Source organism: Enterobacter sp. CP102 (assembly GCF_025152625.1).
Classification (GTDB): Bacteria; Pseudomonadota; Gammaproteobacteria; order Enterobacterales; family Enterobacteriaceae; genus Enterobacter; species Enterobacter soli.
This window is the reverse complement of record NZ_CP104014.1, coordinates 543,590-569,514: the sequence shown is the minus strand read 5'-3', so window position 1 is coordinate 569,514 and position 25,925 is coordinate 543,590. Positions and strand designations below refer to the sequence as shown.

At 55.2% G+C, this 25,925-nt stretch carries 26 protein-coding genes; 11 read left to right on the top strand and 15 right to left on the bottom strand.

Features of this window, described 5'->3' with window-relative positions; genetic code table 11:
- Nucleotides 1–190: 190 nt before the first annotated feature.
- The 4 genes from N1249_RS02695 to N1249_RS02680 form a co-directional block, all read right to left on the bottom strand.
- Complete coding sequence (locus N1249_RS02695) at nucleotides 191–1,864, bottom strand: hypothetical protein (protein WP_259834318.1); 1,674 nt, start codon at nucleotides 1,862–1,864, stop codon at nucleotides 191–193.
- Nucleotides 1,865–1,933: 69 nt separating this feature from the next.
- Nucleotides 1,934–3,001, bottom strand: coding sequence for a DUF2955 domain-containing protein (locus N1249_RS02690; protein WP_259834316.1), 1,068 nt, complete (start codon nucleotides 2,999–3,001; stop codon nucleotides 1,934–1,936).
- A complete protein-coding gene (locus N1249_RS02685; protein ID WP_259834315.1) occupies nucleotides 2,991–4,055 on the bottom strand; it encodes an HlyD family secretion protein in 1,065 nt (354 codons plus the stop codon). Before N1249_RS02685 ends, N1249_RS02690 begins: the two co-directional genes overlap by 11 nt.
- A 2-nt stretch (nucleotides 4,056–4,057) precedes the next feature.
- Nucleotides 4,058–4,525 carry a MarR family winged helix-turn-helix transcriptional regulator gene (locus tag N1249_RS02680; RefSeq protein WP_259834313.1) on the bottom strand — a complete coding sequence of 156 codons (468 nt, stop codon included), beginning with the start codon at nucleotides 4,523–4,525 and terminating at the stop codon, nucleotides 4,058–4,060.
- Between the two features lie 274 nt (nucleotides 4,526–4,799).
- On the opposite strand from N1249_RS02680, the gene tssD reads away from it, so the two are divergent.
- From tssD to N1249_RS02665, 3 genes are read left to right on the top strand one after another with little or no spacing between them, the layout of a single operon-like run.
- The gene (gene tssD, locus N1249_RS02675) at nucleotides 4,800–6,785 is read left to right on the top strand and encodes a type VI secretion system tube protein TssD (RefSeq protein ID WP_259834311.1); all 1,986 of its coding nucleotides are present in this window, start codon (nucleotides 4,800–4,802) and stop codon (nucleotides 6,783–6,785) included.
- Nucleotides 6,782–7,462, top strand: a complete 681-nt coding sequence (locus N1249_RS02670; RefSeq protein WP_259834309.1) for a DUF2931 family protein — start codon at nucleotides 6,782–6,784, stop codon at nucleotides 7,460–7,462. Before tssD ends, N1249_RS02670 begins: the two co-directional genes overlap by 4 nt.
- Nucleotides 7,463–7,467: 5 nt before the next feature.
- A complete protein-coding gene (locus tag N1249_RS02665; protein ID WP_259834308.1) occupies nucleotides 7,468–8,148 on the top strand; it encodes a DUF2931 family protein in 681 nt (226 codons plus the stop codon).
- Between the two features lie 36 nt (nucleotides 8,149–8,184).
- Here N1249_RS02665 and N1249_RS02660 read toward each other — a convergent pair whose 3' ends face one another.
- From N1249_RS02660 to N1249_RS02645, 4 genes are all read right to left on the bottom strand, one after another.
- Nucleotides 8,185–8,880 carry a helix-turn-helix transcriptional regulator gene (locus N1249_RS02660; RefSeq protein ID WP_259834305.1) on the bottom strand — a complete coding sequence of 232 codons (696 nt, stop codon included), beginning with the start codon at nucleotides 8,878–8,880 and terminating at the stop codon, nucleotides 8,185–8,187.
- Nucleotides 8,852–9,250: an amino acid-binding protein gene (locus tag N1249_RS02655; RefSeq protein ID WP_259834303.1), complete on the bottom strand. Its 399-nt coding sequence runs from the start codon at nucleotides 9,248–9,250 to the stop codon at nucleotides 8,852–8,854. Before N1249_RS02655 ends, N1249_RS02660 begins: the two co-directional genes overlap by 29 nt.
- Nucleotides 9,243–9,566, bottom strand: a complete 324-nt coding sequence (locus N1249_RS02650) for an antibiotic biosynthesis monooxygenase (protein WP_259834300.1) — start codon at nucleotides 9,564–9,566, stop codon at nucleotides 9,243–9,245. The genes N1249_RS02655 and N1249_RS02650 overlap by 8 nt, the downstream gene beginning before the upstream one ends.
- A 152-nt stretch (nucleotides 9,567–9,718) precedes the next feature.
- Entirely contained in the window at nucleotides 9,719–11,134 is a 1,416-nt protein-coding gene (locus N1249_RS02645; protein ID WP_259834298.1) for an aldehyde dehydrogenase family protein, read from the bottom strand.
- Between the two features lie 98 nt (nucleotides 11,135–11,232).
- On the opposite strand from N1249_RS02645, the gene N1249_RS02640 reads away from it, so the two are divergent.
- Nucleotides 11,233–12,135, top strand: a complete 903-nt coding sequence (locus tag N1249_RS02640) for a LysR family transcriptional regulator (RefSeq protein WP_259834297.1) — start codon at nucleotides 11,233–11,235, stop codon at nucleotides 12,133–12,135.
- Here the strand turns inward: N1249_RS02640 and N1249_RS02635 are convergent.
- On the bottom strand, nucleotides 12,122–12,601 hold the full coding sequence (locus N1249_RS02635; protein WP_014068724.1) for a carboxymuconolactone decarboxylase family protein: 480 nt from the start codon (nucleotides 12,599–12,601) through the stop codon (nucleotides 12,122–12,124). The two genes, N1249_RS02640 and N1249_RS02635, sit on opposite strands and share 14 nt — an antisense overlap.
- Before the next feature lie 102 nt (nucleotides 12,602–12,703).
- On the opposite strand from N1249_RS02635, the gene N1249_RS02630 reads away from it, so the two are divergent.
- The gene (locus N1249_RS02630) at nucleotides 12,704–14,092 is read left to right on the top strand and encodes a PLP-dependent aminotransferase family protein (protein WP_259834295.1); all 1,389 of its coding nucleotides are present in this window, start codon (nucleotides 12,704–12,706) and stop codon (nucleotides 14,090–14,092) included.
- A 39-nt stretch (nucleotides 14,093–14,131) separates the two neighbouring features.
- Here the strand turns inward: N1249_RS02630 and N1249_RS02625 are convergent, their stop codons facing one another.
- Nucleotides 14,132–14,293, bottom strand: coding sequence for a DUF1127 domain-containing protein (locus N1249_RS02625; protein WP_259834293.1), 162 nt, complete (start codon nucleotides 14,291–14,293; stop codon nucleotides 14,132–14,134).
- A 176-nt stretch (nucleotides 14,294–14,469) separates the two neighbouring features.
- On the opposite strand from N1249_RS02625, the gene N1249_RS02620 reads away from it, so the two are divergent.
- From N1249_RS02620 to N1249_RS02605, 4 genes are all read left to right on the top strand, one after another.
- Nucleotides 14,470–15,885 carry a PLP-dependent aminotransferase family protein gene (locus N1249_RS02620; RefSeq protein WP_259834291.1) on the top strand — a complete coding sequence of 472 codons (1,416 nt, stop codon included), beginning with the start codon at nucleotides 14,470–14,472 and terminating at the stop codon, nucleotides 15,883–15,885.
- 128 nt (nucleotides 15,886–16,013) lie between these two features.
- Entirely contained in the window at nucleotides 16,014–17,360 is a 1,347-nt protein-coding gene (locus tag N1249_RS02615; RefSeq protein ID WP_259834290.1) for a DUF262 domain-containing protein, read from the top strand.
- The gene (locus N1249_RS02610; protein ID WP_259834289.1) at nucleotides 17,341–19,293 is read left to right on the top strand and encodes a DUF262 domain-containing HNH endonuclease family protein; all 1,953 of its coding nucleotides are present in this window, start codon (nucleotides 17,341–17,343) and stop codon (nucleotides 19,291–19,293) included. The genes N1249_RS02615 and N1249_RS02610 overlap by 20 nt, the downstream gene beginning before the upstream one ends.
- A gap of 28 nt (nucleotides 19,294–19,321) precedes the next feature.
- Nucleotides 19,322–20,011, top strand: coding sequence for a hypothetical protein (locus N1249_RS02605; protein WP_259834288.1), 690 nt, complete (start codon nucleotides 19,322–19,324; stop codon nucleotides 20,009–20,011).
- Nucleotides 20,012–20,056: 45 nt separating this feature from the next.
- Here N1249_RS02605 and N1249_RS02600 read toward each other — a convergent pair whose 3' ends face one another.
- Nucleotides 20,057–21,178: a cupin domain-containing protein gene (locus N1249_RS02600; protein WP_259834287.1), complete on the bottom strand. Its 1,122-nt coding sequence runs from the start codon at nucleotides 21,176–21,178 to the stop codon at nucleotides 20,057–20,059.
- Between the two features lie 203 nt (nucleotides 21,179–21,381).
- Here N1249_RS02600 and N1249_RS02595 point away from each other — a divergent pair, with 203 nt between their 5' ends.
- Nucleotides 21,382–21,678: an SH3 domain-containing protein gene (locus tag N1249_RS02595; protein ID WP_259834285.1), complete on the top strand. Its 297-nt coding sequence runs from the start codon at nucleotides 21,382–21,384 to the stop codon at nucleotides 21,676–21,678.
- Nucleotides 21,679–21,705: 27 nt separating this feature from the next.
- On the opposite strand, the gene N1249_RS02590 is transcribed toward N1249_RS02595, so the two are convergent.
- Complete coding sequence (locus tag N1249_RS02590) at nucleotides 21,706–22,311, bottom strand: ATP-dependent Clp protease proteolytic subunit (protein WP_182059419.1); 606 nt, start codon at nucleotides 22,309–22,311, stop codon at nucleotides 21,706–21,708.
- 63 nt (nucleotides 22,312–22,374) lie between these two features.
- Nucleotides 22,375–23,145, bottom strand: a complete 771-nt coding sequence (locus N1249_RS02585; protein WP_259834281.1) for a DeoR/GlpR family DNA-binding transcription regulator — start codon at nucleotides 23,143–23,145, stop codon at nucleotides 22,375–22,377.
- A gap of 96 nt (nucleotides 23,146–23,241) precedes the next feature.
- On the opposite strand from N1249_RS02585, the gene N1249_RS02580 reads away from it, so the two are divergent.
- A complete protein-coding gene (locus N1249_RS02580; protein ID WP_259834278.1) occupies nucleotides 23,242–23,421 on the top strand; it encodes a hypothetical protein in 180 nt (59 codons plus the stop codon).
- Here the strand turns inward: N1249_RS02580 and N1249_RS02575 are convergent.
- Complete coding sequence (locus N1249_RS02575) at nucleotides 23,416–24,786, bottom strand: MFS transporter (RefSeq protein ID WP_259834276.1); 1,371 nt, start codon at nucleotides 24,784–24,786, stop codon at nucleotides 23,416–23,418. The two genes, N1249_RS02580 and N1249_RS02575, sit on opposite strands and share 6 nt — an antisense overlap.
- A gap of 45 nt (nucleotides 24,787–24,831) precedes the next feature.
- Nucleotides 24,832–25,920 (bottom strand): cellulase family glycosylhydrolase, encoded by a 1,089-nt coding sequence (locus N1249_RS02570; protein ID WP_259834274.1) that lies wholly within the window; start codon nucleotides 25,918–25,920, stop codon nucleotides 24,832–24,834.
- Nucleotides 25,921–25,925: the final 5 nt, after the last annotated feature.

The following is a 25,925-nucleotide window of genomic DNA, read 5'->3' as shown; positions in this document are numbered from 1 at the left end:
GCGAGTTTGTTAAGTGTCGCGAGAGGCCATTCGCGCAGATTGTCGGGATCTGCCTGGTCACTCACAAAGCGGGAAGAGGTCAGGAATGTCGCGTGACATGCGTCACGCTATTCGCGAACAGGGAAAGGTGTGATGCGAGAAGCGTCACACAAAAATATCAGGTCGGGATTTTTATGTGACGCGCGTCAAACTACTTCAGCCCTTTCAGCTCATCGCCAAGGCTGTCGGCCAGGGCACGCACCCGGGAGGCATCGAAAAGCACATGCAGACCCGGGGAAGCCTCCGCGTGTTTCGCGCAGTAATCTTCCATTTCGGAGGCACAGCGATACAGCTCCTGAATATTGATCTGGCAAATCTCTCTCATGCTCCAGCTGTTCTCCACTTCACGGGCAAAGCGCAGGGTGAAGAAAGCCTTCTGGGCGTGTAAAAACAGGTGGCAGTAAAGCGCCAGCCCTTGCCACTCTTCCAGCCAGCGCTGTTTAAGCGACCACGGGAACGCGGCGGTTTCAGCAAAACGCAGCGCCTCCTCACGCAAGGTGGCAGATGTCGCCCCCGCATCGTCTTTTTCTTTCGCGATACGTGAAAGGGAAGCCGCAGAGGCCTCAACATCGCTGGCGCTAAAGAAGACATCCCGTTCAGAGCCGGGCAGCCAGTGGTTGCGGTTTAGCTGCCCAAACAGGCTCCACACCGCCTGACCGTAGCTTTCAGGCACCTGGCTGTGACGATGAAAAACGTGGTCACGCACATAGATAGCCTGATAAAGCACCTGCCCGGCCTGCTCCAGTAAAGACTGGAAAGTACCGAGGGTTTGCTCGTCCGGCCGCCAGCCGTAGCATTCGTCCAGCCAGTGCGTCAGCAGCTGCGCCTGGGTCTGGTGAGCGCCGTCATTCATCAGCATCTGGCTACAGGCCACCAGATTGCATTCGCTGAGGGTACCGATAATCCAGTGGTTATCGACCCCTTCCCAGCTGGTTTTGCATACCGCGCCGCGGATAGCCGGGTTACTGCGACACCAAAGCAATCGCCCCTGGAGTTCGTCAATGCGCGGGAAGGGAAAGATACCCCAGCCCACCTCTTCACCCACCAGATCGATTTCCGCCCAGACTTCACGTTCGCGCACTGCCAGCAGCGCCGGGTTATTGGGGAATGACGGCCAGAAACGTTCTGGGGTCAGTTTGATGGACACGCTCACGCTTTCCGGCAGCGGGCGGATGGCCTCCAGCACGTTACCGAGATCGTGGTTCCCGGCCGGGAACACGCGCAGCACCAGATGTTTATTCTCGTTTTGCATCGCCCGGGACAGGGCATTGAAACAGCGGCTGTAGAGCGAACAGCTGCGTTCATCGTCGCGTTTCGCGCGGTTTTCATCATCCTGCGCCGACAGTTCCCAGTTCGGGCGTGAAATCGGCAACAGCCCGTCGGTATTGGAGATCGCCACCAGCAGGCCGTTCAGCGCGGGAATGCGCTGGCAAATCAGAGAGACTTTTTCAGACAGATAAGCACACCAGAAATCGACGTCAAAGCGCACGCCATGGCCCGCCTCAAACAGGTGCGGGTGCGCCAGCAGCAGATCGGTCGGGAAGTTGAACTCCTTCGCCTGAAGATAAAATCGCAACCCTTTCTGCTGGCACAACAGCCCCAGGCGGTTGAGATACACGCAGCGGGCGCGCTGCTGGCTTGAGAGGCGATCGTTGTAATGGTGCGGGGTGTAACCTTTGGGGGAAACCAGTTTGTCGAACAGGTCGACCTGCCCGACAATCACGGTATTGAAATCATGTGCGACGGCGTAGTCGACCAGCTCGCAGGCCTTTTCCCAGCTCCAGTAAGCCTGATTATTTAGCTCAAGCGCTCGCGTCTGCCACATTCATCCGTTCCTTTTGCCGCCAGATTAACCGGCCGACAGTGATAGCACAGAACGAAATAAATATGTGTGTCACGTATTGCGGATCACGTATCGCGTTGGCGCAAAACAGTTAAGTATCAGATGCACCAGAAAAACCAGCGTCAGCGTGGCGACCAGCGAAAAGGTCACGGAGGTGATGCGATACAGGTCGCTAAACACCAGGTCACTGTCCGGGTGCATGTTCTGCCCGAACATAATGCCGATAGTGGTGATACTGGCAAAGCCCACCCCGGCGCCCACTTTCTCCATCACATGCAGACGTGCGCCAAACGCCAGCCCAAGGCCGATAAGCGGCATCATCAACAGCATGTGGCTACTGTGATCGTAAAGAATGAGCTGCACCACCAGAATATAGAGACAACCCAGCACCACGCCTGCCACACGCCAGATAGAGCTCATGACCGAGCCGCGATAGTGCATCGGGAACAGGATCAAAATCCCGGCCATCAGCGCCGACAGGGAGTCGCTCAGGTCGCTAATCTGAAACACCACAAAGATAAGCGTAGCCACGGTGCCGGAGAGCAGCGATTCGTGGCGCACGCGGGCATCGTCTTTCTCAATCAGCGGTGGCGGCCTGCGGGGTTCAACGTCCGGCAGCAGATAGTTCATCAGCGCACTCAGGCATACCGCCATTACGCTGGCTTCGATGTTGGAAAAGATCAGCGTGTGCCAGTTGGTTGTCGGGTAGCTCATAAAATTGAGCATTACGCTCTGGCACACCACGCCCATCGAGCCGAACAGGAACAGCGGCCCTTTACTCATAAAGCGAAAACGCATCACGTACAGGGCAAACACCACCAGAGTCATAATCAGCGGCCATTGCGACAAATAGCCGATGATAATCACCATTTCGATGCAGTTTAGCGACGCACTGAAGATAAACTGCTTTGCGACGTGGCGGTTAAATACCGGCACCAGCGACAGCAGCATGATGGGATAAACCACAAAAAACACGCCGTAGCTGGTGTTGTAAAAACTGGAGATGCTGAGCGCAACCATCCCGGCAAAGACGATGCGCAGAGTCTGGCGAAAGTCGTTTGCCGTGTAGACGATGTTGTCGTGCGGGGTAAAGACCCGCGCCAGAGTGCTAATAGACATAGTGAAGCAGGCTCACTAGACGGATCTGCATCCCGGAGAAGAAGCGCGCAAACGGGCCTTCGCTGTTATAGAGCTGTACGGTGGCACGCGCGCCAGTGGGCAGATGCTTCGGCAGCGTCTCATCCAGCGCCACGTGAATGCGCATCCTCTGGGCATCACGTACCCAGCGGTTAGAGGTTTCTGGCTCAGAGAGTTCGCCGTTCACCGCTTCCTGCCCCGCCAGGATCCCCGCATCGCTGCTGGCAACGTGGGCGCGGAACACCTGGCCCGGGAAGGCATCAAACACCACGGCAGCGTCCGTTCCCTGATGAGTATGACGCAGGCTCTTTTCCCGGAAATCCGCCACGATATCGGTTTGGTTGTTCACCAGCGCCAGCGCAGCAGAGCCCGATGAAGCATAAAACCCCGGGCTAAGCTGGAGGTTACTCACCGTGCCGTCCGCTTCGGCGTAGACCTTCGTCCAGCCGAGGTTCAGCTCGGCTTCATCCAGCGCATTGCGGTATTTTTGCAACGTGACGTTGCGGTGCTCATCCCGCTCACCGCGCTGAATACGCAGGTTGCGGATATTGGCATTTAACGAGCTGACGGACTGCTCGCTGCTCTGCCAGGTGGTCCGCACTTTATCCAGATCGGACTGGGAGACGTTTTGTAAGGTACTGAGTTTCTGATAGCGCTCAAACGTCACTTTATCGTTGCGGGCGGTCAGCTCGGCCGTTTTCAGGCTGGCCAGCGCGGCGCTGATTTGGGCATCCAGCTGGTCGTTAGACAGACGCGCCTGCTCCAGGGCGATTTGCGCCGCTTCAACCTTGTTACGAAACGGCGTGGCATCAAGCTCAAACAGCAGGTCGCCTTTCTTCACCTGGCTGTTGTTGTGCACATGCACCGCCGCCACATAGCCGGAAACACGCGCCGACACGGGCGTGACCACGCGCATTACGGTGGAGTCCGGCGTCAGCGGGATCCAGATATCCGCGACGATAAAGTAGACAAACATCAGCAGGAAAGAGGCAATACTCACCCTTACCCAGCGGGCAAATTTCTGTTCAGGAGTCATGGTTATTCAGTCTTGTTATCTTCTTCGCGGATTGTCCGCAAATTGCAGGCGATTTGATTCAAAGTGGCGCTGAAAATCTCGATATGTTCAGGTGCGATGTTTTGCGAGACGCGGGCCTGAAAGGTTTCTATCACCTGAGTAAGCGTTTTCAGGATAGCCTTGCCCTCAGGTGTCAGCGTTAACAGCCGGATGCGCTTGTCATAAGGCGATGTGGTGCGCAGCAGATAGCCCTGCTTTTCCAGCTGCGTGAGCGTGCGCATCAGGGGCGGCAGTTCAATACCCTGCACTTCCGCCAGCTCGCTGACAGAGACGTTATCCCCCAGTTGCTGAAGCTGCATCATCACCGTCCAGCTCGACTGGGTTAACCCGGTATCGAGGATGGCATCGTCAATCACCGCGCGCCACTGACGCACGATCATCGCCATTCTCATGCCCATTGGCCGGCGGCTAAACAGATCGTCTTCACTCATAGGGGAGTCCTCTCATCTGACAGGGGCAAGATAATAGTTATCAGGGTAAGTATCAAGAAACAAGGCGCGAAAGAGCAAGAATTGCCAAAGCGAGCAAGTCTGGATAGTTTTATAAAAACGATGACTATCTGAATAACATTATTTCCAAAATTAAGGGTTCGCGTAACGTTAAAATAATATTGTGTAAATACTTCATATTTTGACAAGCAACAGCTTTATTCTCTTTTTTTATCGTTACGCTTATTCCCCCAAAATAAAAAACCGAAACAAAAGAATGAGCCATCTAATTTACCTAACGCTTGAGGGTGATATTCAGGGGCAGATTTCCTCAGGTTGTAGTTCACTGGCCTCTGTCGGTAACCGCTATCAACAGAGCCATGAAGATGAAATCTTCGTCTTCAGCCTGGCGCAGGAGGCGGGCGGTGTCGGAGGCCGCCTTCATCACTGCGGTCTGCAATTTTGCAAGCTCCTGGATAAAAGCTCGCCATTACTCAGCAATGCCATTAATAATAATGAACGTCTTAATATGACGTTTGATATTTACCGGACCAATCAATACGGTCGACTGGAGAAATATTATCTTATTGAACTTCGCGGCGCGACAATACGTTCCATACAGCTGCATTCGCAGATGAACGATTTAGACTATGAATATATATCGGTGGATTACGATTATATTCTGAGCCGCCATCTTATCGCCGGTACGGAGTTTGATTACCTGCTGACGCCGGAAAATTACAGCCGTCTTTTTCCGGTGGTGCAGAAGACCCTACTCCCCGAAGAGCTGCCAGAGCGCAAAGTGACGCTGGTGCTGGGAATATTCTTCGACGGCACCGGCAATAACGCGGTAAACACCAGGAACATGCTTGAAACCCTGACGGCGCAGCACTTTGATATTAATAGCCTGGATGCAGAAACCATTCTCGCCAGAAATGTATCAGAGAAGATGGGTATTCGTGGGATCGGAGCGGGCAGCTATCTGGGGTATTACACAAATATTCACTGGTTGAATGAGTTATATAAATGGCAATTTCCGCCGGACAGTAGTTACGTGCAAAACAGACTATATGTTGAAGGAATTGGTACCAGAGCGGGTGAACCCGATAACCCAGTAGGACTTGGGTTGGGCACGGCAGAGACCGGTATCATTGCTAAAACTGACGACGCGGTGGCACGACTGGCAGCTTCTATAAAAACTGCACTGGTACAACTTGAAGGAAAGATTATTGTCGATACGCTGTTATTTGATATTTTCGGTTTCAGCCGCGGCGCAGCAGCAGCACGACATTTTGCCAACCGGATCCAGTCAAAAGACCAGGACATCATTAATGCCATTTCAGCGGGTATGGGTAAAATTAGCTATCGCGGAGCTCCCGCAGGTAACACCCGCTTCCTCGGCATTATGGATACCGTAGCAGCCGTCGGCACGGTAGCAAATGGCCTCAATCCGCACAGCGCCGATACCGGCAACGTCGACATCCGCCTGCGTCCCGGCGTGGCGCAGAAGGTGTTTCACATCACCGCCCAGCACGAATGCCGCTATAACTTCGCCCTTAACAGCGTGGCCCCCGCCTGGCCGGAACTGACTCTCCCCGGCGCCCACTCCGATATCGGCGGCGGTTATCTGCCTCAACTGCGGGAAGACCTCTTTCTCACCCGTCCGCTGGTGGAAACCCTGCCTCACAATCAACCCGGCGTACAGTCTCACGTTTACCAGCAAACAATGGCGCAGCTGCGTGTGCTGGAGGACTCACCGGCCATCAGGCCCATCATTCGTACCAGTGCTATCACCCCGGACGTCTGGGAGGATGATTTCGCCCCGCCTGACCGGTACAGCCAGCCACAGAAGCGCACCTTTGCCGCCCTGACGCTGCGCCACCGGACGGTCTTTTTTGACTGGTCGAAGGTGGCGCTGCGGGTCATGGCCGATGCGGCGGCTGAAGCCGGGGCAGTGCTGGCCGACGTTGATAAAACGCAAAGACACACCCTGCCTGAAGACCTAAAGCCGTTATCCGACCACGCCCGGGAAATGGGCAGAGCGGCGCGCCAGCACAGAAACGTAAACGGTTTTACCCCGGAAGAAGTGAACTGGATTGCCGGGCGATACATCCACTGCTCAGCCCACTGGAACGCCGTTGAGCTAAAACCCTCCGGTGAATTGCGGGGTGGCGCGTCAGCATCAGAAATCGTCGGTTTTGTTAACCGGCCGGACGAGAACTGGAACAGAACGATTTACAACATGGACGGAAAGAAACGATGAAAAAACGCAATGTACTGATGCTTGCCCTGCTAATGACGACCGCAAGCTGCAGCCCACACCAACCCCACCCGTTGCAGTCAAAACAGGCCGCTAGTGGTGACTGGACGCTGCCGTATGGAGAGTGGAATTTTTCTTTTATCACCCCCTATGAACTACCGGCAGAAGCGCTTCATGCTCGCGTAATAGACACGGATGGCTATCTGTATACCTTTAACACACTTGACACGACGTCTCCCGACTCCGAATCCGTGGATAAATGGACTGATGTGACCTTTGGCGGTAGCGTTGTTTTCAACAAAGTCAAAAAACCCCCGCAGTACATTGTTTTCTGCTGGGATTCCTATATTGACCAGCAAACCTACGAAACCAGCGTGGTGTTCGGCCCCGACACCTGGCTGCGAATGAAAACGCCTGCCACTCATACCTGGTATGGCGATACTGTCTGGTACGACAGTATGGTGTTTGGCCTCTCTCCCGGCGGCAAAGTCAAAATCTGGTTTTCTGATGTCGCCGGACGCCCCAGTCTGCCTGTTAAGCCACTGAAACTGACGACCCGCTCCGGCAAGGACCTGACCCTCTGTAAGGACTATGTCGTCCCGGGGGGCAGCTTCACCTTCCTCCCTGAAACGCAGGCGTTTATCAAAGGCAAAACCTATCCCTATGGCAACTGGGATTAACAGGCATGAAAATGAAAAAAATGATGGCACTTACATTGCTGTTGGTCGCTACAGGCTGTAGCCCACATAAACCCCACCCGTTGCAGTCAAATCAGGCCGCCAGTGGTGACTGGACGCTGCCTTATGGCAAGTGGATTTTCGCTTTTATCACACCCAGTGAGCTGCCCTCAGGCGTACAGCACGCCAGGGTGATCGACACGGATGGTTACCTGTATACCTTTAATACACTTGACCAGGCCTCCCCCGCCCCGGATTCCGTCGATAAATGGGCAGAAAGCGCACATGGCTTTGGCGATCAGTTCAACAAAGTTAACAAGCCCCCGCAGTACATCGTCTTCTGCTGGGATTCCTATATTGACCAGCAGGCCTACGAAACCAGCGTAATATTCGGACCGGACACCTGGCTGCGAATGAAAACGCCTGCCGATCATACCTGGTACGGCGATACCGTCTGGTACAACAGAATGGTGTTTGGCCTCTCTCCCGGCGGCAAAGTCAAAATCTGGCTTTCAGACGTTGCCGGACGCCCCAGCCTGCCTGTTAAGCCACTGAAACTGACGACCCGCTCCGGCAAGGACCTGACCCTCTGCAAGGACTATGTCGTCCCGGGGGGCACCTATACTTTCCTCCCCGAAACGCAGGCGTTTATCAAAGGCAAAACCTATCCCTATGGCAACTGGGATTAATAAGGCAGGCAGGTAAGCCGTGCGCCAGCGTGCATTTTAGCGACTAAAATGCCGCTTAACGGCTTGCCTGCCCGCCGCAGTCACAACCACCTCTCTATACCCCGTCACCCGCTGGATCCAGCCTTTGCTTTCCAGATGCGCAAGCAGCGCTGCACCGGCTTCACCACCCAGATGGAACCGCCGTTCGCTCCAGTCCAGACAGGCGCAGCAGGCCTTGCGACGGGGATGAGCACTTAACAGAATGCCGAGTTTCAGGAACTGCTCCCGGCCATACAGCGTGAGTGCTGAACCGTCTGCCTCCAGCCAGCCTTCTGCCTGCATAAAATCATAGATCTGCACCGCCACCGTTCCGGCAAGATGGTCGTAACAGGTGCGGGCTTCGCGCATGGCTTTTGGCGCTGTAGTTTCTGGCGGCGTAATGCGACTCCAGGAAAGCCCCATCATCTGCTCGACCAGCGCTGCCACGTCGTGCCCGGCAAGGCGATAATAGCGATGCCTGCCCTGAGACAAGCAGGTAATCAGCCTTCCTTCCACCAGCCGGGCGAGGTGCCCGCTGGCGGTCGACGGTGCAACATCTGCCGCCGTGCTCAGCTCGGTGGCCGTCCATGCCCGCCCGTCCATCAATGCGCACAGCATTTTTACCCGCGACGGATCGGCCATCGCCGCCGCCACGGCCGCAATGGCTTGCTCCAGTTCAGCGCTGTTATCGGCGGGTACTTGGGTCTTTAACATCGGCAGCCCAGGGTTCGGTTATCTCTGCGGCCAGCTTATCATTATCCGTCAGCAGAATGAGGTGATTCGCGTGGTCGCTGTACTGAGTAAGGATAGACACGCCATGCACTGCCAGCGCGGAGGCAATCTCGCCCAGCTCCCCCGGGCGCTCCTGTTTTAGCTTACGGATCAGCGGTTTTGTTACCGCCTGCACCCTGAACCCGGCAGCCAGCAAGACGCGCCGGGCTTTCTCCCCCTCTTCCACCAGAAAATGTGCGTCAACGCCAAACACCCCGCCCCCCTCCAGCCCCACGCCATTACGCCCGAGCAGTTGCCCGAATCGCGCCAGTTCACCGGGGGTATTATCGAAAATCACGTGAATGTCATACATCAGCGTGCCCTCTGGTTTCGGAGGAATATTCCCGCACCACCTGCGCCACGCGAATGCGGTAGAAGGCAAAAATCGACGCCCGCCCCTCCGCCTGTGCGGCCAGATGCAACTCGTTGTGATTCCAGTTGCGGATGGCCTCTTCATCCCGCCACCAGGAAAGAGACAGAATTTTGCCCTCAGTGGTCAGGCTCTGGAAACGTTCGATATCGATAAATCCGTCGACATCGGCCAGCAAAGGCTTCAGTTCGGCGGCAAGCTGCAGGTAGCGCGCCTGATGATGAGGCTCCGCTTTGGCTTCAAAAAGGACTGCAATCATGAGTGTCTCTCCGTTGTAAGGGTGAGGAGAGAATGCAGGAAGAAAAAGCACAATGCTTCGGTAAGGAGCGAAGTGTTGTGCCGGATGGCTCTGCGCTTATCCGGCCTACGGGCTCATGTAGGCCCGGTAAGCGTAGCGCCACCGGGCAGGTTTTAGCTCAGGATCGACTTCGGCTCCATAAACGCACTGATCCCCCACGTCCCCATCTCGCGGCCCACGCCGGAGTGTTTAAACCCACCGAACGGGGCTTTTGGTTCATGGGCGAGCGTATTGACCAGCACCCGACCGGACTGGATTTGCTGCGCCACGCGCTGCGCACGCCCGGCATCGCTGCCCAGCACCAGCGCGCTCAGGCCATAGTCGGTATCGTTCGCAATGGCGATCGCCTCTGCTTCATCGCGATAGGGGATCACGCACAGCACCGGGCCGAAGATCTCTTCGCGGGCAATCGCCATCTGGTTATTCACATCGGCAAACAGCGTTGGACGGACAAACCAGCCATCCTGCGTACCTTCCGGACGCCCTTCACCGCCCGCCAGCAGGCGCGCGCCCTCTTCGGTCCCTTTGCGGATGTATCCCTGAACGCGCTGCCACTGCTTTTCGCTGACCATCGGCCCCACCTCGGTGGCGCTGTCACGCGGGTCGCCAGACCGCACCGCCGCAACAGCCTGCGCCAGAGCCTGTTCCATCTCGGCTTTACGCGACTGCGGCACCAGAATACGGGTTCCGGCAACGCAGGCCTGCCCGCTGTTCATGAAACCCGCCTGAATCACCAGCGGAACTACCTGAGCTAAATCGACATCATCGAGCATGATCGTCGGCGATTTGCCGCCTAACTCCAGCGTCACACGCTTAAAGCTTTCCGCGGCATTACGCAGAATGGCTTTTCCGGTGTGAGTGGAACCGGTAAAGGAGATTTTCGCCACATCCGGATGGCGGCTGATCGTCTCGCCTACGGTGTCGCCGCGCCCGGTCACAATGTTAAACACCCCTGGCGGCAACCCGGCATCACGCAATGCCTCGGTGATAATCTGGGTTTGCAGGGCGCTCATCTCGCTGGGTTTGATAACTGCAGTGCAACCCGCCGCCAGTGCGGCCGCCAGTTTGCCGCAGATAAAACCAGCGTCGCTGTTCCACGGAGTGATCAGCCCGGCAACGCCAAGCGGCGTCATCTGCACCCTGGCTGCACCTGCCGTGGTCGTAAATGCAAAGGACTCCAGCGCATCGATAGCCTGGGCAATAACCTCCGCCGGATAACTGGCCATCCACGCCGAACGCGACGACGGCGCGCCGTACTCCTCAATAATGGCCTCCAGCAGCTCGTCGTGGCGGGCAGCAACCGCCGCGTGCATCCGTTTCAGCGCCGCAATACGCTCCTGCCGGGTGGTTTTTGCCCACGCCGGGAACGCCGCTCTGGCGGCTGCAATGGCACGCGCCGCGTCAACTTCATCCGCCAGACGCACCTGGCCAATCACCTGTGCCGTCGCCGGATTGTACAAATCAAAACGCTCAGTACCGTGTGGGGTGACAAATTCACCGTTGATAAAGATCTGTTCGATGTGACGCATAAGGCCTCCTCAGGCTGTGTGAACACAGTCTGGCACGCTTTTCCGTTTCGATAATCCACGCTATGCTGCAAGGGTTGTTTCGATAATCAGGATAATCTATGCACCGTTCAGGACTTACTGAGCTGGAAGTGGTACTGGCCGTGGTACGCCGCGGAGGCTTTCGGGCTGCCGCTCAGGAGTTGGGCATGTCGGCCACGGCGGTGAGCAATGCGGTGGCCGGGCTGGAAAGCCGCCTGCAAACACGCCTGTTTAACCGCACCACCCGCAGCGTGGCGCTCACCGATGCCGGGCAGCGGTTTGTGGCGCGCGTGGGGCCTGCGCTTCAGGAGATCCGCCAGGCCAGCGAAGAGATCCACAGCGATAACGACGACCCTGCCGGTACGCTGCGCCTGAACGTTCCCAATAATATTGGCCCGCTGTTTCTGGATAATCTGCTGATTGCGTATATGCAGCGTTACCCGAAAATGCGCGTCGAAACGGTCAGCGAAGCACGGATGATCGACATCGTGGCCGAAGGTTACGACGCCGGGATCCGCCTGGCGGAATCGGTGCCGCAGGACATGGTGGCGGTGGCACTCACGCCAGACATCCGCCAGCTGATCGTCGCCACGCCTGACCACTTTGCCCGTTACGGCATTCCACAAACGCCCGACGATCTGCTGCATCATCAGGGGATTGGCATGAGGATGTCCCACGGCGGGCTGTATCGCTGGGAGCTGGAGCGCCGTGGTGAGCAGTATGCCCTGGCGGTTCCGCCGCGCTTTGCCACATCCGATCTGTTCGCATCAATACGCGCCGTGAAGGCCGGGTTGGGAGTAGGATTTTTACCGGAACTCTATATCCGGCAGGAGCTGGAAAGCGGGGAACTGGTGAGCGTGCTGGAAGACTGGACGCAGCCCTTTGCCGGACTGCGTCTTTACTACCCCGGGCACCGCCATGTCCCGCCCGGGCTGCGGGCTTTCGTCGCCCTCGTACGCGAACGTGGATTTACTCCAGGTTAGCCTTATTCAGACCATACGCCACATCCAGCGAGCCGGGCTCCATGCGGGACGTGATCCCCAGACGGTTCCAGGCGTTGATGGCCACAATCGCGAAGTTCAGCTCTGAAATTTCAACATCGGAGAAATGCTCCGCCACGCTGCGGTACAGGGCATCACTCACGCCGTGAACACCAATCTGGGTCAGCGCTTCGGTAAACGCCAGGGCGGCTTTTTCACGGGCGCTGAACAGCGGGGATTCGCGCCACGCGGCCAGATGGTACAGGCGCAGCTCACGCTCGCCGGCAATTTTGGCCTCTTTCGAGTGCATGTCCAGGCAGAACGTACAGCCGTTCAGCTGAGAAACACGAATATCAATCAGGTGTTTCAGCGCCGGGTCGATGGAGGTTTTCGCCACTTCCATGCTCAGGTCGGACAGCGCTTTTGCGAGTGCAGGTGTAGCTTTATGGTGGTTAACGCGAGTGCTCATAGTCTTTCCTCTTTTGTGTACGGCACAGGTAATGCGATGAGGTAAATTTACGCCGTTCATGACATAGTAAAAAGATACAAAAATCATAAAAAGAGGTAGGACATGAAGCCGGGCTATCACGATATCTATACCCGCTATCGCGACAACATTACGCGCGGCGTGCTGAAACCCGGCGACAAAGTGCCCGCGATCCGCGTGCTGGCCGAAGAGCTGAAAGTGGCGCGCAAAACGGTTGAAACGGCATATGCCATTCTCACCGGAGAAGGGTATCTGGTCAGCCAGGGCGCGCGCGGCACGCGGGTAAACCCCGACCTGCTGTTACCCGGTTACGACGCGCCTGCGGAACAGGCCACCGGCTCGCTCCCGGAATCACTGATTAGCCAGCGTGAACGCAGCGGATTTTTACGCCCGGGCATTCCGGCGCTCGACAGTTTTCCGTACAAAAAATGGCTGCTGCTCGCAGGCCAGGCCACCCGTTCCATGCGCCAGGAAGAGATGCTCAACCCGCCGGTCCTGGGCTGGTATCCGCTGCGCCAGGCGATTGCCCGTTACCTGAATATCTCGCGTGGGCTGTCCTGCACCGCCGAACAGGTGCTGATCACCAGTGGCTATAGCGGCAGCCTGCGCCTGATCCTCGATACGCTTGCCAGCCGCAGCGACAAAGTGGTGTTTGAAGACCCGGGCTATTTTATGGGGCAACAGCTGCTCAAACGCATCGTCCCGCGCCTGCACACCGTGCCGGTCGATCGTTCGGGCATGGATACCGGATACCTGCTGCGTCACCATCACGATGCCCGTTTTGCCATCGTCACGCCGTCGCACCAGAGCCCGCTCGCGGTCACACTCTCTCTGCCGCGTAAACAGCAGCTACTCGACTGGGCAAGCCAGAATGCGGCGTGGATCATCGAAGATGATTATGACGGTGAGTTTCACTATACCCGCAAGGTGTTGCCATCGCTGAAAAGCCTCGACCAGCACGACCGGGTGATCTTTATGGGCACCTTCAGTAAAACCATTATGCCGTCGCTGCGTATGGGCTACGTGGTGATGCCCGCCAGCACCGTGGCGGCATTTACCGACTGCGCGGACATCGTGACCAGCGGCCAGCCGGTACTCACGCAAAAAATCCTGACCGCATTCCTGAACGAGGGGCATTTTTTCCGCCATCTCAAAAAGATGCGCGCGCTGTATCAGACCCGCCGCGACTGGATGATCGCCGCCTTGCGGGAGGTGTACGGCGATCTGTTTTTCACCGAGCAGAACGACGGCGGGATGCACATCGTGGCGTTTTTATCCAAAGGCAGCAGCGACCGCGAAGTGGCGCGCTGCTGGCAACGGCATCAGCTCCAGGTGAATGCACTTTCCGAGTGGTATCGCGGGTCGGGCAAACGCTACGGGCTGGTGATGGGCTATAACAATGTGCGGACGTATCAGGAAGCGCTGGATTTGCTGGAAGGGCCAAAACAGCAGACGCTTGAACTACTGCGTTAAAATCGCCGGGTGGCGGCTGCGCCTTACCCGGCCCACAATCTACACATCAAACCGCGACAACCCAACGTCCTTGAGCTGTTCATCACTCATGCGGCTCAGAATGCGGCGTGTACGGTTGACGCGATACCAGTTCTTCACCGTCTTCCAGATCCAGACAAACGCAATAAACGGACTTTTTGAACGATTCTCGTGAAATTCCATGATGCTCTCCTCGCTGTGCCAGTGGGGTTATCATCGTGGAAATCGGTGTATGCAATACAGACTCAAAAACAACTTTTATTTAACATACAGATCCGCTAAAACAGAATCTGCATGACGTTTTTTGCGGCGATCTGTACTGGTTTGACAATCTGTATGGTGTAAAAAGAGGATACAGCATGACGCGCTATCAACATCTGGCCAATATTCTGGCTGAACGTATTGAACAAGGGCTGTATCGCAGCGGCGAGCGTTTGCCGTCAGTGCGTGCCCTGAGCCAGGAACACGGCGTCAGTATCAGCACCATACAGCAGGCTTATCAGATCCTCGAAAATCTTCACCTCATTACCCCGCAGCCACGTTCCGGTTATTTTGTTTCTCAGCGCAAGGCCCAGCCGCCCGTTCCGGCGATGACCCGCCCGGTGCAGCGCCCGGTAGATGTCACCCAGTGGGATGAAGTGATGATGCTGCTGGACGCACGTGCCGACAAAGAGATGATCTCTTTTGGTGGCGGCTCGCCGGACCTGAACCAGCCGAGCCTGAAACCGCTGTGGCGGGAAATGAGCCGCATTGTGCAACACAACCCCACCGATGTGCTGAGCTACGACGTGCTGGACGGGCGGTTTGAACTGCGCGAACAGATTGCCCGCCTGATGCTTGACGGTGGTTCAACCGTTGCCCCCAACGAGATTGTGATCACCAACGGTTGCCACGGCGCGCTGTCGATTGCCCTGCTCTCGGTGTGCAAACCGGGAGACATCGTGGCGGTGGAGTCCCCGTCGTTTCACGGCACCATGCAGATGCTGCGCGGGTATGACATCAAGGCCGTTGAAATCCCGACCGATCCTGAAACGGGGATCAGCATTGAAGCCCTTGAACTGGCGCTTGAACAGTGGCCAATCAAGGCGGTGATCCTGGTGCCCAACTGCAATAATCCGCTGGGATTTATTATGCCGGAGGCGCGAAAACGCCAGGTACTGGCGCTGGCTCAACGCCACGATATCGCGATTGTTGAGGATGATATTTACGGCGAGCTGGCAGCGGAATACCCACGTCCGCGAACGATCCACTCATTTGATATTGATGGCCGCGTGTTGCTGTGCAGCTCGTTTACCAAAACCGTGGCACCGGGGCTGCGCGTGGGCTGGATTGTGCCGGGGCGCTATTACGACCGGGTGATGCACATGAAATATGCCGCGGGCGGCTTTAACGTGCCGGGCACGCAGATGGCGGTGGCGGCGTTTATCCGTGACGGGCATTACCACCGGCATGTACGGCGGATGCGCCAGATTTATCAGCAAAATATGGAAACATACACCTGCTGGGTGCGGCAGTTTTTCCCGACGGAAATTTGCGTGACGCGCCCACAGGGAAGCTTTTTACTGTGGGTGGAGCTGCCGGAAAAAGTTGACATGGTCTGCGTGAGTAAGCAGCTGTGCCGCCTGAAAATCCAGGCCGCGGCCGGGTCATTGTTTTCCGCATCCGGGAAATATCGCAACTGCCTGCGGATTAACGTGGCGTTGCCGCCAAACGACAAAAACCGTGATGCGCTGAAAAAAATGGGCGAGGCGATCCATATTGCGATGGAGGAGTAGTGCGGCCTGATCCAACGCGTAATTCAATGCCTCAAAATCCATAGTTATCAGATGATTCCCATTGCAGTCAATATCAATTACACTGCCAAAACACACTATTATACCGCCTTATACTTGCCGTTTTTTATATGTCTATTCTGAGCAAAAATATAATCACCGTAAAAGAGGCTCTGGAAAAATCTCTTTCTATACCTGATTACCAGCGCCCCTATAAGTGGCGTGAGTTTCACGTCAATCAACTCCTCGATGACATTATTCAGCACCGGCATCAAACGCGTTATCGCTTGGGAACCATTGTGTCCTATAAACCCCGAAACGATAGCCCCGTAGAGGAAATTGTTGATGGCCAGCAGCGATTACTCACTCTCAGTATTCTGTGTACCCTTCTTGATGACCAACAACAATATTGTTCTCCCTCACTCCTCCGGCATACTTTCAACAACAACATTACTCAGCGAAACATCGAAAAAAATGCCGAGCTCATTCACCGTCGGTTGAGCCAGCTAACTCCCGAAGAGCAGCAAAATATTTATCACTATCTGCTCAATAGCTGTGAACTGATTTGCGTGACGCTGGATAATTTGAGTGAAGCTTTTCAGTTTTTTGATTCGCAAAATGCCCGCGGTAAGCCACTCGAAGCCTACGATCTACTGAAAGCCTTTCACCTGCGTGAAATGGAGAGCAACAGTCAGGATGAGCGGCAACATTGCGTTAAAAACTGGGAAGATAACGTCAGCCCAAAAGACACATTATCTACGCGTCCGACCCTGGATACGCTGATGAGCAAAACCCTTTTCCCCCTACGCTGCTGGACAAACGGTGAACCCGGCCATGTACTGACCAAAAGCCAAATCCATATTTTTAAGGGTATTTCAGCCAATAAAAATACCTGGCGCTACACCACCAGTTTGCGCACGTTAGATGAACTGGTGGAAAAATTTAACCGCGATCATTCTGAGCAACAGGCAGGTCATCAGCAAAAAGCGTTTCCCTTCCAGATTGATCAGCACCTGATTAACGGAAAACGCTTCTTCGAGTATATCGATTACTACGGAACGCTCTACGATTCGCTGTTTAATGAAAAAAAATCCCCGGTCCCGGAACTGCTGCGCCTTCTTTCCAGATACGAAGGTGTAACCCGAATCGGAGACCGCTACGTTCGAAATCTCTTCAACTGTGCTCTGCTTTACTATTTCGACCGGTTTGGCGACGCGTATCTGGATAAAGCAGCGGAGATCTGTTTTGCCTGGTGCTACCGGCTTCGTCTGCAATATCACCGAATCACCGTTGAAACCATTGAAAATGCGGCACTCAGTCGGCAAGGGTTATTACGCAAAATAAAGCTAGCCCACTCCCCCGGCGATGTTCTGAATTATCTGGTTCCGAAGCTTCATCAAAATGATATCAAAGGCACAAAAATTGACCTGCTCGTCAACGCGCTAAAAGAGAAAGGCTATGTTAAACAAGACATCTGAACAACAGGACGTGGCGGCATTAACGGTCAGTCAACTTTTTCGCAGCGGCCATTACACCATTCCTATCTATCAGCGTAATTACGCCTGGGGCCAGGAAGAGATCGAGCAATTAATCCAGGATATCTGGGACGTGGCCCGGCAAAACCGTGGCGATAATCACTACTTCATCGGTAGCCTGGTGGTGGCGCAACGAGGACTGGATCGCTATGAAACGATCGATGGTCAGCAGCGACACACCACGCTGAGCATTTTGCTGGCGGTGCTCAAACATGCCTTTGATCTGGCGTTACCGGACATCACCAACATTAACCTGCATTTTGACTGCCGTGACAAATCCGACGCCACGCTGAGCAGTTTATTTGAGCATGGCTGCGTTCCCGGTGATGAAAACGTTGTAGAGTCGACAGTCTGGCGGGCCTGGAAGATTATGGTCAGTTTCATCAGGAAAATGGACATTGACCGCCCCGCGTTTCTGCGCTATCTGCTGGAAAATGTTGTGGTTTTACGCGTCACAGTGCCTGCGGACACTGATTTAAATCACTACTTTGAGATTATGAATAACCGTGGGGAACAGCTTGAAAAGCACGAGATCCTGAAAGCCCGCCTGATGGATAAGCTCGACTCCAGCGCCAGTGAACTTGAGCGAATTGCGTTTGCCACGGTCTGGGATGCGTGTGCCAATATGCAGCGATATGTGCCTCTGAGCGTACACCACTCAATACGCGATCGATGGTTTGGTCATAAATGGAATGTTATCCCGCAAGATTTTGATGACCTTCTACACGCCAGTCTCAAGGTAAAGACACCAGAAGAAAGCCGGACACTGCACGACATCATTCGGCATCCTAAAGGCTCTCTTCCGGAGGCGGCAATAAGCAGCAAGACTGATGAAGAGCATCCCGGTAATTTCGGTTCGGTGATTACTTTCCCTAACTTCCTGTTGCAGGTACTCCGTCTGATGGAGCGCAATACGCCACTGGACGATAAGCGTTTGCTGGACACCTTTACCACCAGCGATCCGGACCCGCGGCAATTCATCATGCGACTGCTAAAATGTCGGATGCTGTTTGACCGCTATATTATCAAACGTGAAAACGATGATGACTGGAGTTTGAAAGCACTGACTCGCTATGAAAAAAGTTTCAGCTATACCAGCACGTTCGCTCCGGCAGAAAAAGCTTCGTTGAGGGAGCGAAATATCCCGATCAACCAGAATGCAATCATGTTGCTGTCGATGTTCCACGTATCGTTTCCTGCGCAAATTTATAAATACTGGCTGAATGGTGCCCTGTACTGGCTGGATAAATACGCAGAACCCGGCCAGATGAATATTAATGGTCGGGACTACCTCAATTATCTCGAAAATATGGCCAACCACTTTTTACTCGACCGTATTACCGAGACGCCTGGCGAGCAACTTTATGACTTTGACGAGATGGAAAACGCTCCGGTTTGCTTCCCAACCCACTTTGTCGAGACGCCACTGCATAATGGTACAGGGGTGCAGAACTATATCTTTAACCGCCTGGATTACCTGCTGTGGCTAAACCTTAAGAACAAACGGCAGTTTGCAGGAGTCGATATGCAGTACATCGAAAAGCGACTGGATAATTTTACGTTTACCTTCCGTACCTCAGTTGAGCATTATTCACCGCAGCATCCGATGAACGATGAACTTCCGCTTGAGAGATCCCAAGGTCTGGAAAACGGGGTCGATAATTTTGGCAACCTTTGCCTCATTAGCCATAGCAATAACTCAAAGCTAAGCAATTACTCCCCGGTGGCGAAAAAGGAACACTACGAGAAATCTACGCACGCAGAAAGCCTCAAGCAGGTATTTATGATGAGCTACGACAGTTGGGGGCATGCTGCTGTGGAAAATATCCTTCACCATAAAAATATGATGGTGAACGTCCTGCTTTACCGGCACTAATGGCATAACGTTAAAAGGAACCTGTACTGTGACTCATTCAACAGCATCACTTCGATTACATGTCAGTAAAAACGCGATGCCTACTGTCGAGATCAACATCGACAAACTGGAAAAAGCGGAGATCGGCCTCGATGAATTCGTCGGCCCAGTGCTTTCCGCGCTCGCACGTCGCACGCCCGAACAAAGCTGTACGATTTATCAATACATGACCCAAAGCGTCAATTTTATGCATCACTGCTGGTCAGTCTTTCTCATCGTTGATGGTAGCGAAAGGTATTTGACTGGGCTGGCAGAGGGCATTGGCTACAGAAAAGAGAGCGAATCACGTATCAGCGATAGCATTCCTCCCCAGGCGGGCACACCCCTTTATCATCTGCAAGATGGCGAACTCTGGACGTACGCGAGCGGTGAATGGGAACGGATGAGCACTTACGACGCTATCAGCGACATACTTGTCGAAGAGGAACTCGATGAGGAAGAAGAGGAAGAGGAAGAGGAAGAGGAAGAGGAAGAGGAGGAAATCACTCCCCGTGCAAAACCCAAAGGTCGTCAGCGCGCCGCTCGCAACGATGCCCGCGTGGGAAGCATCAAAACGAAAATTGAAACACTCTTCGGTCTGCCAGAAGGCTCTGTCGTCCTGCAAGGGCCAAATGGGCAGCCGCTGCGCGCCAATGCGCTCATTCGCACGCTTCGCGCTCGCTGGGGTTACGATAATTAATCATTGCATCCACGGCGGGCAAAGTGCTCGCCGTGGATCGAGACATTACTCGTCGAAGTACCAGTAACCCTGATTAATCAGGTCTGTCAGTTCTTCCACAAACGCCGGATTTTGCAATGCCGCGCCGAGTTCAGCCTGCCCGAGCTCGGTGAAGCGACACAGCGCATCAGCGGCGTTTGCATCCACCGTTTCCAGCTGTTCGCTGTTGATGAAGAAGCTGCCGCCAATATTCAGTACACGCAGCCCGCTCAGGCGGGTGAGGGTTTCACCGCCCTGAAGCGCATCAAGCACCTCTTCTGGCGTGTATGGCGGTTCCGCGGCGGCAACATCCAGCTCGTGACGCGGCGTAGAGACAAAGCTGCCGAACCATTTAGTGAAATCGTCAGGTTTGCTGATCATGTCGATCATCATCTGGCGAATACGATCAAGCTCGTACTGCTCCACGCGGCCAGGGTGTTCGCGACAGGTCAGATCCGGATCGCTGTAATGCTCGCCGCCCAGATCGTTTTCCAGGGCGTAATCGGCAAAGCTGCTGATCAGATCGCGGCCGTTTGGCCCACGGAAACCTACGGAGTAGTTGAGCGCGGTTTCATGGGTAAAACCGTCGTGCGGGAATCCAGGTGGAATGTAGAGGATATCGCCCGGGGCCAGATCTTCGTCGATAATCGGCTCGAACGGATCAACGTGCAGCAGCGCCGGATGCGGGCAAAACTGACGCATTGGCAGTTTATCCCCCACGCGCCAGCGGCGGCTCCCCATTCCCTGAATGATAAACACATCGTACTGATCGATATGCGGGCCCACGCCACCGCCCGGTACCGAGAAGGAGATCATCAGGTCATCAAGACGCCAGTCCGGCAATACGCGGAATGGACGCACCAGCTCAGCCGCAGGCATGTGCCAGTGGTTAACCGCCTGCGCCAGCAGCGACCAGCCGGTTTCACCCAGATCGTCGAAGTGCTCAAACGGGCCATTACTCGCCTGCCATTTACCGTTGAAATGGCTTACCAGACGGCTATCGACTTCCGGCTCCATCGCCAGGCCTGCAAGCTCGTCAGGCGTAATGGGATCGACAAAATTCGGGAAGGCATTTTTCAGCACAACAGGTTGTTTTTGCCAGTATTTCTCGAGAAATTCCGGCCAGTTCAGGTTCAGTTGATACGCCATGGTTAGCACCAGTGAAAAGGTAAACAGGCGCGATTATGCGCAAGCCGAAGCCAGGTTGCCTTGTCGTGGGTCAAAAGGGGGTAAAAAGTCGCCGCATTCAGCCATTCGTATGACACACCCTGACAGTTTCACGCTTTATCGTGAGCGCCAGATTTACAGCGACTTATATCGTTACCTTAAGAGAGCGTGTCATGAGGCCTGAGATGAGCGATTTCATTGAATTCCCGGCAACGGGCAACGTGAAGACCACCACAAGGGTCTATACGCGCAGGGATAATCCATCCGTGTTCTCGCCTGTCGCCTGTGAACTGCCCGCGGGAAGTCGCGTAACGGTTCTGGGAGCGGTGGTGGGCGATGCCGTTGAAGGCAATGCGCACTGGTATCGCATTGATGAAGATACGTTTATCTGGGCGGGTGCCTGTACGCGGCCCGATCCCTATCCGGCGTTTCCGGAAAACACCAGGGTGAACTGGATGGCGGTGGTGTTTGAAGTGAGATAGCGCCCGTTGCCGGGCGCAGGGTGAGGCTTAATCGAGCTTCAGATCGTCATAATGGGTGATCATTTTACCCACAATGCCGTAATCCAGCGCTTCTGCCGGGGACATCCAGAAGTTGCGGTCGGTATCTTTTTTCACTTTTTCCAGCGGCTGGCCGGTCGCGTCGGCAATCAGCTTGTTTACGCGATCCAGCATCCGGATGATTTCGCGGGCTTCGATTTCAATATCCGTCGCCTGACCACGCACACCGCCCAGCGGCTGATGGATCATGAAACGGGTATTTGGCAGGGAGTAACGGTGCTCTTTTTTCGCTGCCAGGAAGATGGTGATCCCGGCGCTGGCGACCCAGCCGGTGCCGATCACGTGCACTTCCGGGCGAATGAACTTGATGAAGTCATGGATGGTGTCACCCGCTTCAACGTGGCCGCCCTGGCTGTTGATGTACAGCTTAATAGGATCGTTGCTGATGCTTTGCAGCAGGATCAGCTGAGTGATCACTTTCTCGGCCAGCGCCTGGTCAATCTCGCCGGAGATAACAATCGAACGGGAATCCAGCAACTTCTGCTGTAAAGCGCCCGCGCCGTGTGTCCCTTCCGCTTTATCTTTGTTGTCGCTTTCTTTCATGGTGTAGTGCATTGTTATTTCCTCAGCAGTTAGCGCTCAAAAGCAGAGTGTAGCCTGTTTTATATGTCAAAGTCCTCAGGCGCACACAATGCGAACATCCTGAGCCGTGAATGCCTCGAGCACGTCTTTGTCCATGCCCTCTTCCACCACCAGCACATCGATATCGCGGCTCTTCGCCACCACAAAACGCGCCACGCCAGGCAGCTTGTCCATAGTGAGTGCCACAATGCTTTGATTACTCTGGGCGATCACCGCTTTTTTGAACTCGCAGTCGGCAAAGTCAAAGCCGGTCAGCCCCATATCAGGATCCATCGCGCAGCCGCCAATAAAGGCCTGATCGAAGATAATCCCCTGGATCTGGTTTGCCGCTGTGGCGCCAACCGCCCCGCCGGACGCCCGCTGGATCTGCCCGCCGGTCATGATCACTTCGCACAGCGGATGGCGCAGCAGCTCAGCCGCAATTGCCGGCGAATTGGTGACAACGGTGATGCTAAGATCGGCAGGTAGCGCCTTAGCCAGCGCCAGATTCGTTGTTCCCGTATCAATAAAAATACAGCCACCCGCCTTGATTAGGGTTGCCGCTTTCTGCGCGATTGAGTCCTTTTTTGCACTATTCTTTTGCTCGCGCGTGAAAAAATTCCCGGCATCCGGGAGCTGAAGCACCGCGCCGCCATAGACCTTTTTACAAAAGCCTTCTTTGCTAAGCTCATGTAAATCCCGGCGAATTGTGTGTTCAGACACGTTCATTCGGATGGCCAGCTCCGCGCAAACCACCCTGCCATTCTCCTGAAGGATCTGGCGGATCAGATCTTGTCGTTGCCCAGGAAAAGCAGCATAATCGAGCATAAAGAATCCTATGAAAATCTAAATCGAGCACCAATGCGCATAATGTTGCATAGCCACGCTCTCTGTCAATCAGGCGGATCAACGCGGAGCATTACGATGAAGAGTAACGATCGTCATCAGGATCAGGTGCTGGCGAGCAAACCCTACGACGGTTTCTGTTTTGAACCTGTCGTTCATACCGAACGGTGCCGGGAAAAGGTGCAGCACGAAGAGCTGCCCGCCCACAATGTCGCTGACATGCCAGCCACGCAACACAAACAACAAGGATTACTATGAAACCCGTGCGGCAGCAGAATTACGCTGGTGGAATCTCCGCATTTCCAGCAACCGACAAATCTCCGCGTGCTTCTCTTCGGTAAAGGTAAAGCGCGACATAAAGCCCATCCGGATCAGTGAGCCAATGGCCGGCAGCAAACAGATGCCAAAGAACAGCCCCGATAGTACGCTGTCGCTCTGGGTCTGCGCCTGCGGAACGTAGCCGATCATCGTCAGGAACACGCCAATCAACCCGCCGCCCACCGCCACTGACATCTTGCCGGTGAAGGTCTGCCCGGAGAAAGTGATCGCCGCGCAGCGCTTGTGGGTATGGTACTCCGCGTACTCGATGGTGTCGGCAATCATCGACGAGGTCAGGATGTTGGTCATCATCACGAACAGCGTGCTCAGGCCGAGCAGGGTAAACAGCAGTACTGTGTGCTGATAGCCCGCGAACCACATCACCACGCGCACTGCCACGTCCAGCCCGCAGAGGATCATAAACAGCTTCCGCTTTTGCATCCTGCGCGTCAGCATGGGCGCAATCAGGCACACCACCGCGGCCACAATCCCCATCACGCCAATCGCCATTTGCAGGCTGCCGTCGCCCATGTTGTAGATAAAGAAATAGATGTAGATCCCGTTGGCAACGTTGTGGAACACGCAGAAAAAGAACGACAGCAGAACGATAAACAACGGCTTGTTCTGGCGCAGGTTGTGGAAGGTGTCACGCATCGTCACCTTTTCCGGGCTCGGCGGCACTCGCTCTTTAATCTGCATAAAGCCGTTGAGCATCAGCGGCAGGCCCACCAGCATCATCACCAGCGCCGCCATAAAATAGCCTTTGTCGCTGCTGTTGTGGGCGAAGAACGCCGCCAGCTTCGGGAAGAAAATGTTGGCGCAGGCGATCCCGGCGTTGACCCCCAGCATCGCCGCCGTGACCGCGCGGGTGCGTTGACCGGAATCGTTAGTCATCACCGACGACATCGACCAGAACGGGATATCGGAGATAGCGTACAGCGTCCCCCACAGGATGTACGTCACCCCGGCGTAGAGGATTTTGGTGGTCATGTCCGCTTCAATTTTATAAAACGCCAGCAGCGTGACGCCGGTGATCAGCAGCGGCGCGAGCAGTAAAAAGTGGCGAAACTTGCCGAACCGGCTGTTAATGGTGTCCATGATGCTGGCAAACAGCGGATCGTGAACCGCATCCCACGCGCGGGCAATCAGGAAGATGGTGCTCGCCGCCAGCGCGGAGATCCCCAGCACGTCGGTGTAAAAATAGTTAATAAACGAACCCACTAAACCAAAGCTAAAACACTGACCTAAACCATAGCCAAAATAAGACCACAACTCGCGAGACGGTATTTTCATTGTCATTGCCATAGTGCACACCTGGTTGCCCGGCGGCTGACCGCCGGGTCGTTATTATTAGCCCTGCACGTTCGGGGCGATTTTACGGAGCTTTTGCAGCAGGGTGATTTCAGCGCGCGAGAAGGGGATGCCGTTCTCCTCGAACACATCGTGGAACCACAGGCGGCAGTAGTCTGTGGACGTTTTCATCACCACCGGCCACGGCAGCCAGGTTTGCGTTTTGCCGCGCACCAGCCCCCACTGATACGGCGCCACCTTCGCCATATACATCAGCGGAAGCTGCTCTTCGATGGTTCCGCCCACGTGGCGCGCCAGCCATTCGGTGCAGAAGATCGGGCGCCCAAGCGCCTGTAACTGCTGGATAATCGCCGTCATGCGCCCGGTATTGGTGTAGGCGTGGTAGCTCACCACGTCCGACAGCTCCAGCGCGGTCTGGTCCAGCGGGTGCTGATAAAACGTTTCGCCCTCTTCTTCCGCCGGCAGACGCCACGCGCAGACGGTGAGCGGCTGGGCCGGATCCTCTTCACGTACCCAGCGGAACGCCAGCTTCATCAGCTCGTGCGCGCAGGTCTCCAGCTTTTCGTCGTACAGCACCTCTTCCGTACCGGTAGCGAAAATGCCGCGGTTGCCCGGCTCGTTGTAAAGATCCCACAGCAACACGCGTTTATCGTCACGGAACTGGCGGACAACGTCGCGGATATAACGCTCAATGTCCGGCCAGCAGTCGCGATCGCACACTTTTTCGCGCCCCGGGCTCGCCGCCGCCTGGCTGTTGTGTTTACCCGGCACCGGCGGCTTTTGCGGGCCGAGGTACGGCTCGTCGCCGGAGAAGCCGCAGTCGTCCATCAGGGTCAGCATGGTGCTGAACCCGTGGTGGTCGGCAATCGTCAGAAAACGGTCAATGCGCGCCATCAGGCCGTCGCGGTCATGCTGCCAGACGATAAACGGCAGGTTAATGCGCAGGGTGTTATAGCCCGCGTCCGCCGCCCAGCCCAGCTCGCGGTCGATAGTGTCTGCATCAAACGTCTCTTTCTGCCAGATATCGGTCCAGTTCACCGCCGTCGATGGCAGATAGTTAAACCCGCACAGCCAGCCTTTTTGTTGATACCACGCCTGCGCCTGCGCTTTGCTCCACTGCTCTTTCATTACGC

Excerpts from the sequence above, each read along its gene's own strand:
- N1249_RS02585 (WP_259834281.1), bottom strand. The coding sequence starts at position 23,145 with ATGCTCGATTATGCTGCTTTTCCTGGGCAACGACAAGATCTGATCCGC.
- N1249_RS02670 (WP_259834309.1), top strand. The coding sequence starts at position 6,782 with ATGAAAAAACGCAATGTACTGATGCTTGCCCTGCTAATGACGACCGCA.
- N1249_RS02680 (WP_259834313.1), bottom strand. The coding sequence starts at position 4,525 with ATGAGTGAAGACGATCTGTTTAGCCGCCGGCCAATGGGCATGAGAATG.
- N1249_RS02580 (WP_259834278.1), top strand. The coding sequence starts at position 23,242 with ATGAAGAGTAACGATCGTCATCAGGATCAGGTGCTGGCGAGCAAACCC.
- N1249_RS02660 (WP_259834305.1), bottom strand. The coding sequence starts at position 8,880 with ATGTTAAAGACCCAAGTACCCGCCGATAACAGCGCTGAACTGGAGCAA.
- N1249_RS02595 (WP_259834285.1), top strand. The coding sequence starts at position 21,382 with ATGAGCGATTTCATTGAATTCCCGGCAACGGGCAACGTGAAGACCACC.
- N1249_RS02665 (WP_259834308.1), top strand. The coding sequence starts at position 7,468 with ATGAAAATGAAAAAAATGATGGCACTTACATTGCTGTTGGTCGCTACA.
- N1249_RS02655 (WP_259834303.1), bottom strand. The coding sequence starts at position 9,250 with ATGTATGACATTCACGTGATTTTCGATAATACCCCCGGTGAACTGGCG.
- N1249_RS02620 (WP_259834291.1), top strand. The coding sequence starts at position 14,470 with ATGACGCGCTATCAACATCTGGCCAATATTCTGGCTGAACGTATTGAA.
- N1249_RS02600 (WP_259834287.1), bottom strand. The coding sequence starts at position 21,178 with ATGGCGTATCAACTGAACCTGAACTGGCCGGAATTTCTCGAGAAATAC.
- N1249_RS02575 (WP_259834276.1), bottom strand. The coding sequence starts at position 24,786 with ATGGCAATGACAATGAAAATACCGTCTCGCGAGTTGTGGTCTTATTTT.
- N1249_RS02645 (WP_259834298.1), bottom strand. The coding sequence starts at position 11,134 with ATGCGTCACATCGAACAGATCTTTATCAACGGTGAATTTGTCACCCCA.
- N1249_RS02570 (WP_259834274.1), bottom strand. The coding sequence starts at position 25,920 with ATGAAAGAGCAGTGGAGCAAAGCGCAGGCGCAGGCGTGGTATCAACAA.
- N1249_RS02590 (WP_182059419.1), bottom strand. The coding sequence starts at position 22,311 with ATGCACTACACCATGAAAGAAAGCGACAACAAAGATAAAGCGGAAGGG.
- N1249_RS02610 (WP_259834289.1), top strand. The coding sequence starts at position 17,341 with ATGTTAAACAAGACATCTGAACAACAGGACGTGGCGGCATTAACGGTC.
- N1249_RS02615 (WP_259834290.1), top strand. The coding sequence starts at position 16,014 with ATGTCTATTCTGAGCAAAAATATAATCACCGTAAAAGAGGCTCTGGAA.
- N1249_RS02650 (WP_259834300.1), bottom strand. The coding sequence starts at position 9,566 with ATGATTGCAGTCCTTTTTGAAGCCAAAGCGGAGCCTCATCATCAGGCG.
- N1249_RS02640 (WP_259834297.1), top strand. The coding sequence starts at position 11,233 with ATGCACCGTTCAGGACTTACTGAGCTGGAAGTGGTACTGGCCGTGGTA.
- N1249_RS02625 (WP_259834293.1), bottom strand. The coding sequence starts at position 14,293 with ATGGAATTTCACGAGAATCGTTCAAAAAGTCCGTTTATTGCGTTTGTC.
- N1249_RS02695 (WP_259834318.1), bottom strand. The coding sequence starts at position 1,864 with ATGTGGCAGACGCGAGCGCTTGAGCTAAATAATCAGGCTTACTGGAGC.
- N1249_RS02630 (WP_259834295.1), top strand. The coding sequence starts at position 12,704 with ATGAAGCCGGGCTATCACGATATCTATACCCGCTATCGCGACAACATT.
- N1249_RS02635 (WP_014068724.1), bottom strand. The coding sequence starts at position 12,601 with ATGAGCACTCGCGTTAACCACCATAAAGCTACACCTGCACTCGCAAAA.
- N1249_RS02685 (WP_259834315.1), bottom strand. The coding sequence starts at position 4,055 with ATGACTCCTGAACAGAAATTTGCCCGCTGGGTAAGGGTGAGTATTGCC.
- tssD (WP_259834311.1), top strand. The coding sequence starts at position 4,800 with ATGAGCCATCTAATTTACCTAACGCTTGAGGGTGATATTCAGGGGCAG.
- N1249_RS02690 (WP_259834316.1), bottom strand. The coding sequence starts at position 3,001 with ATGTCTATTAGCACTCTGGCGCGGGTCTTTACCCCGCACGACAACATC.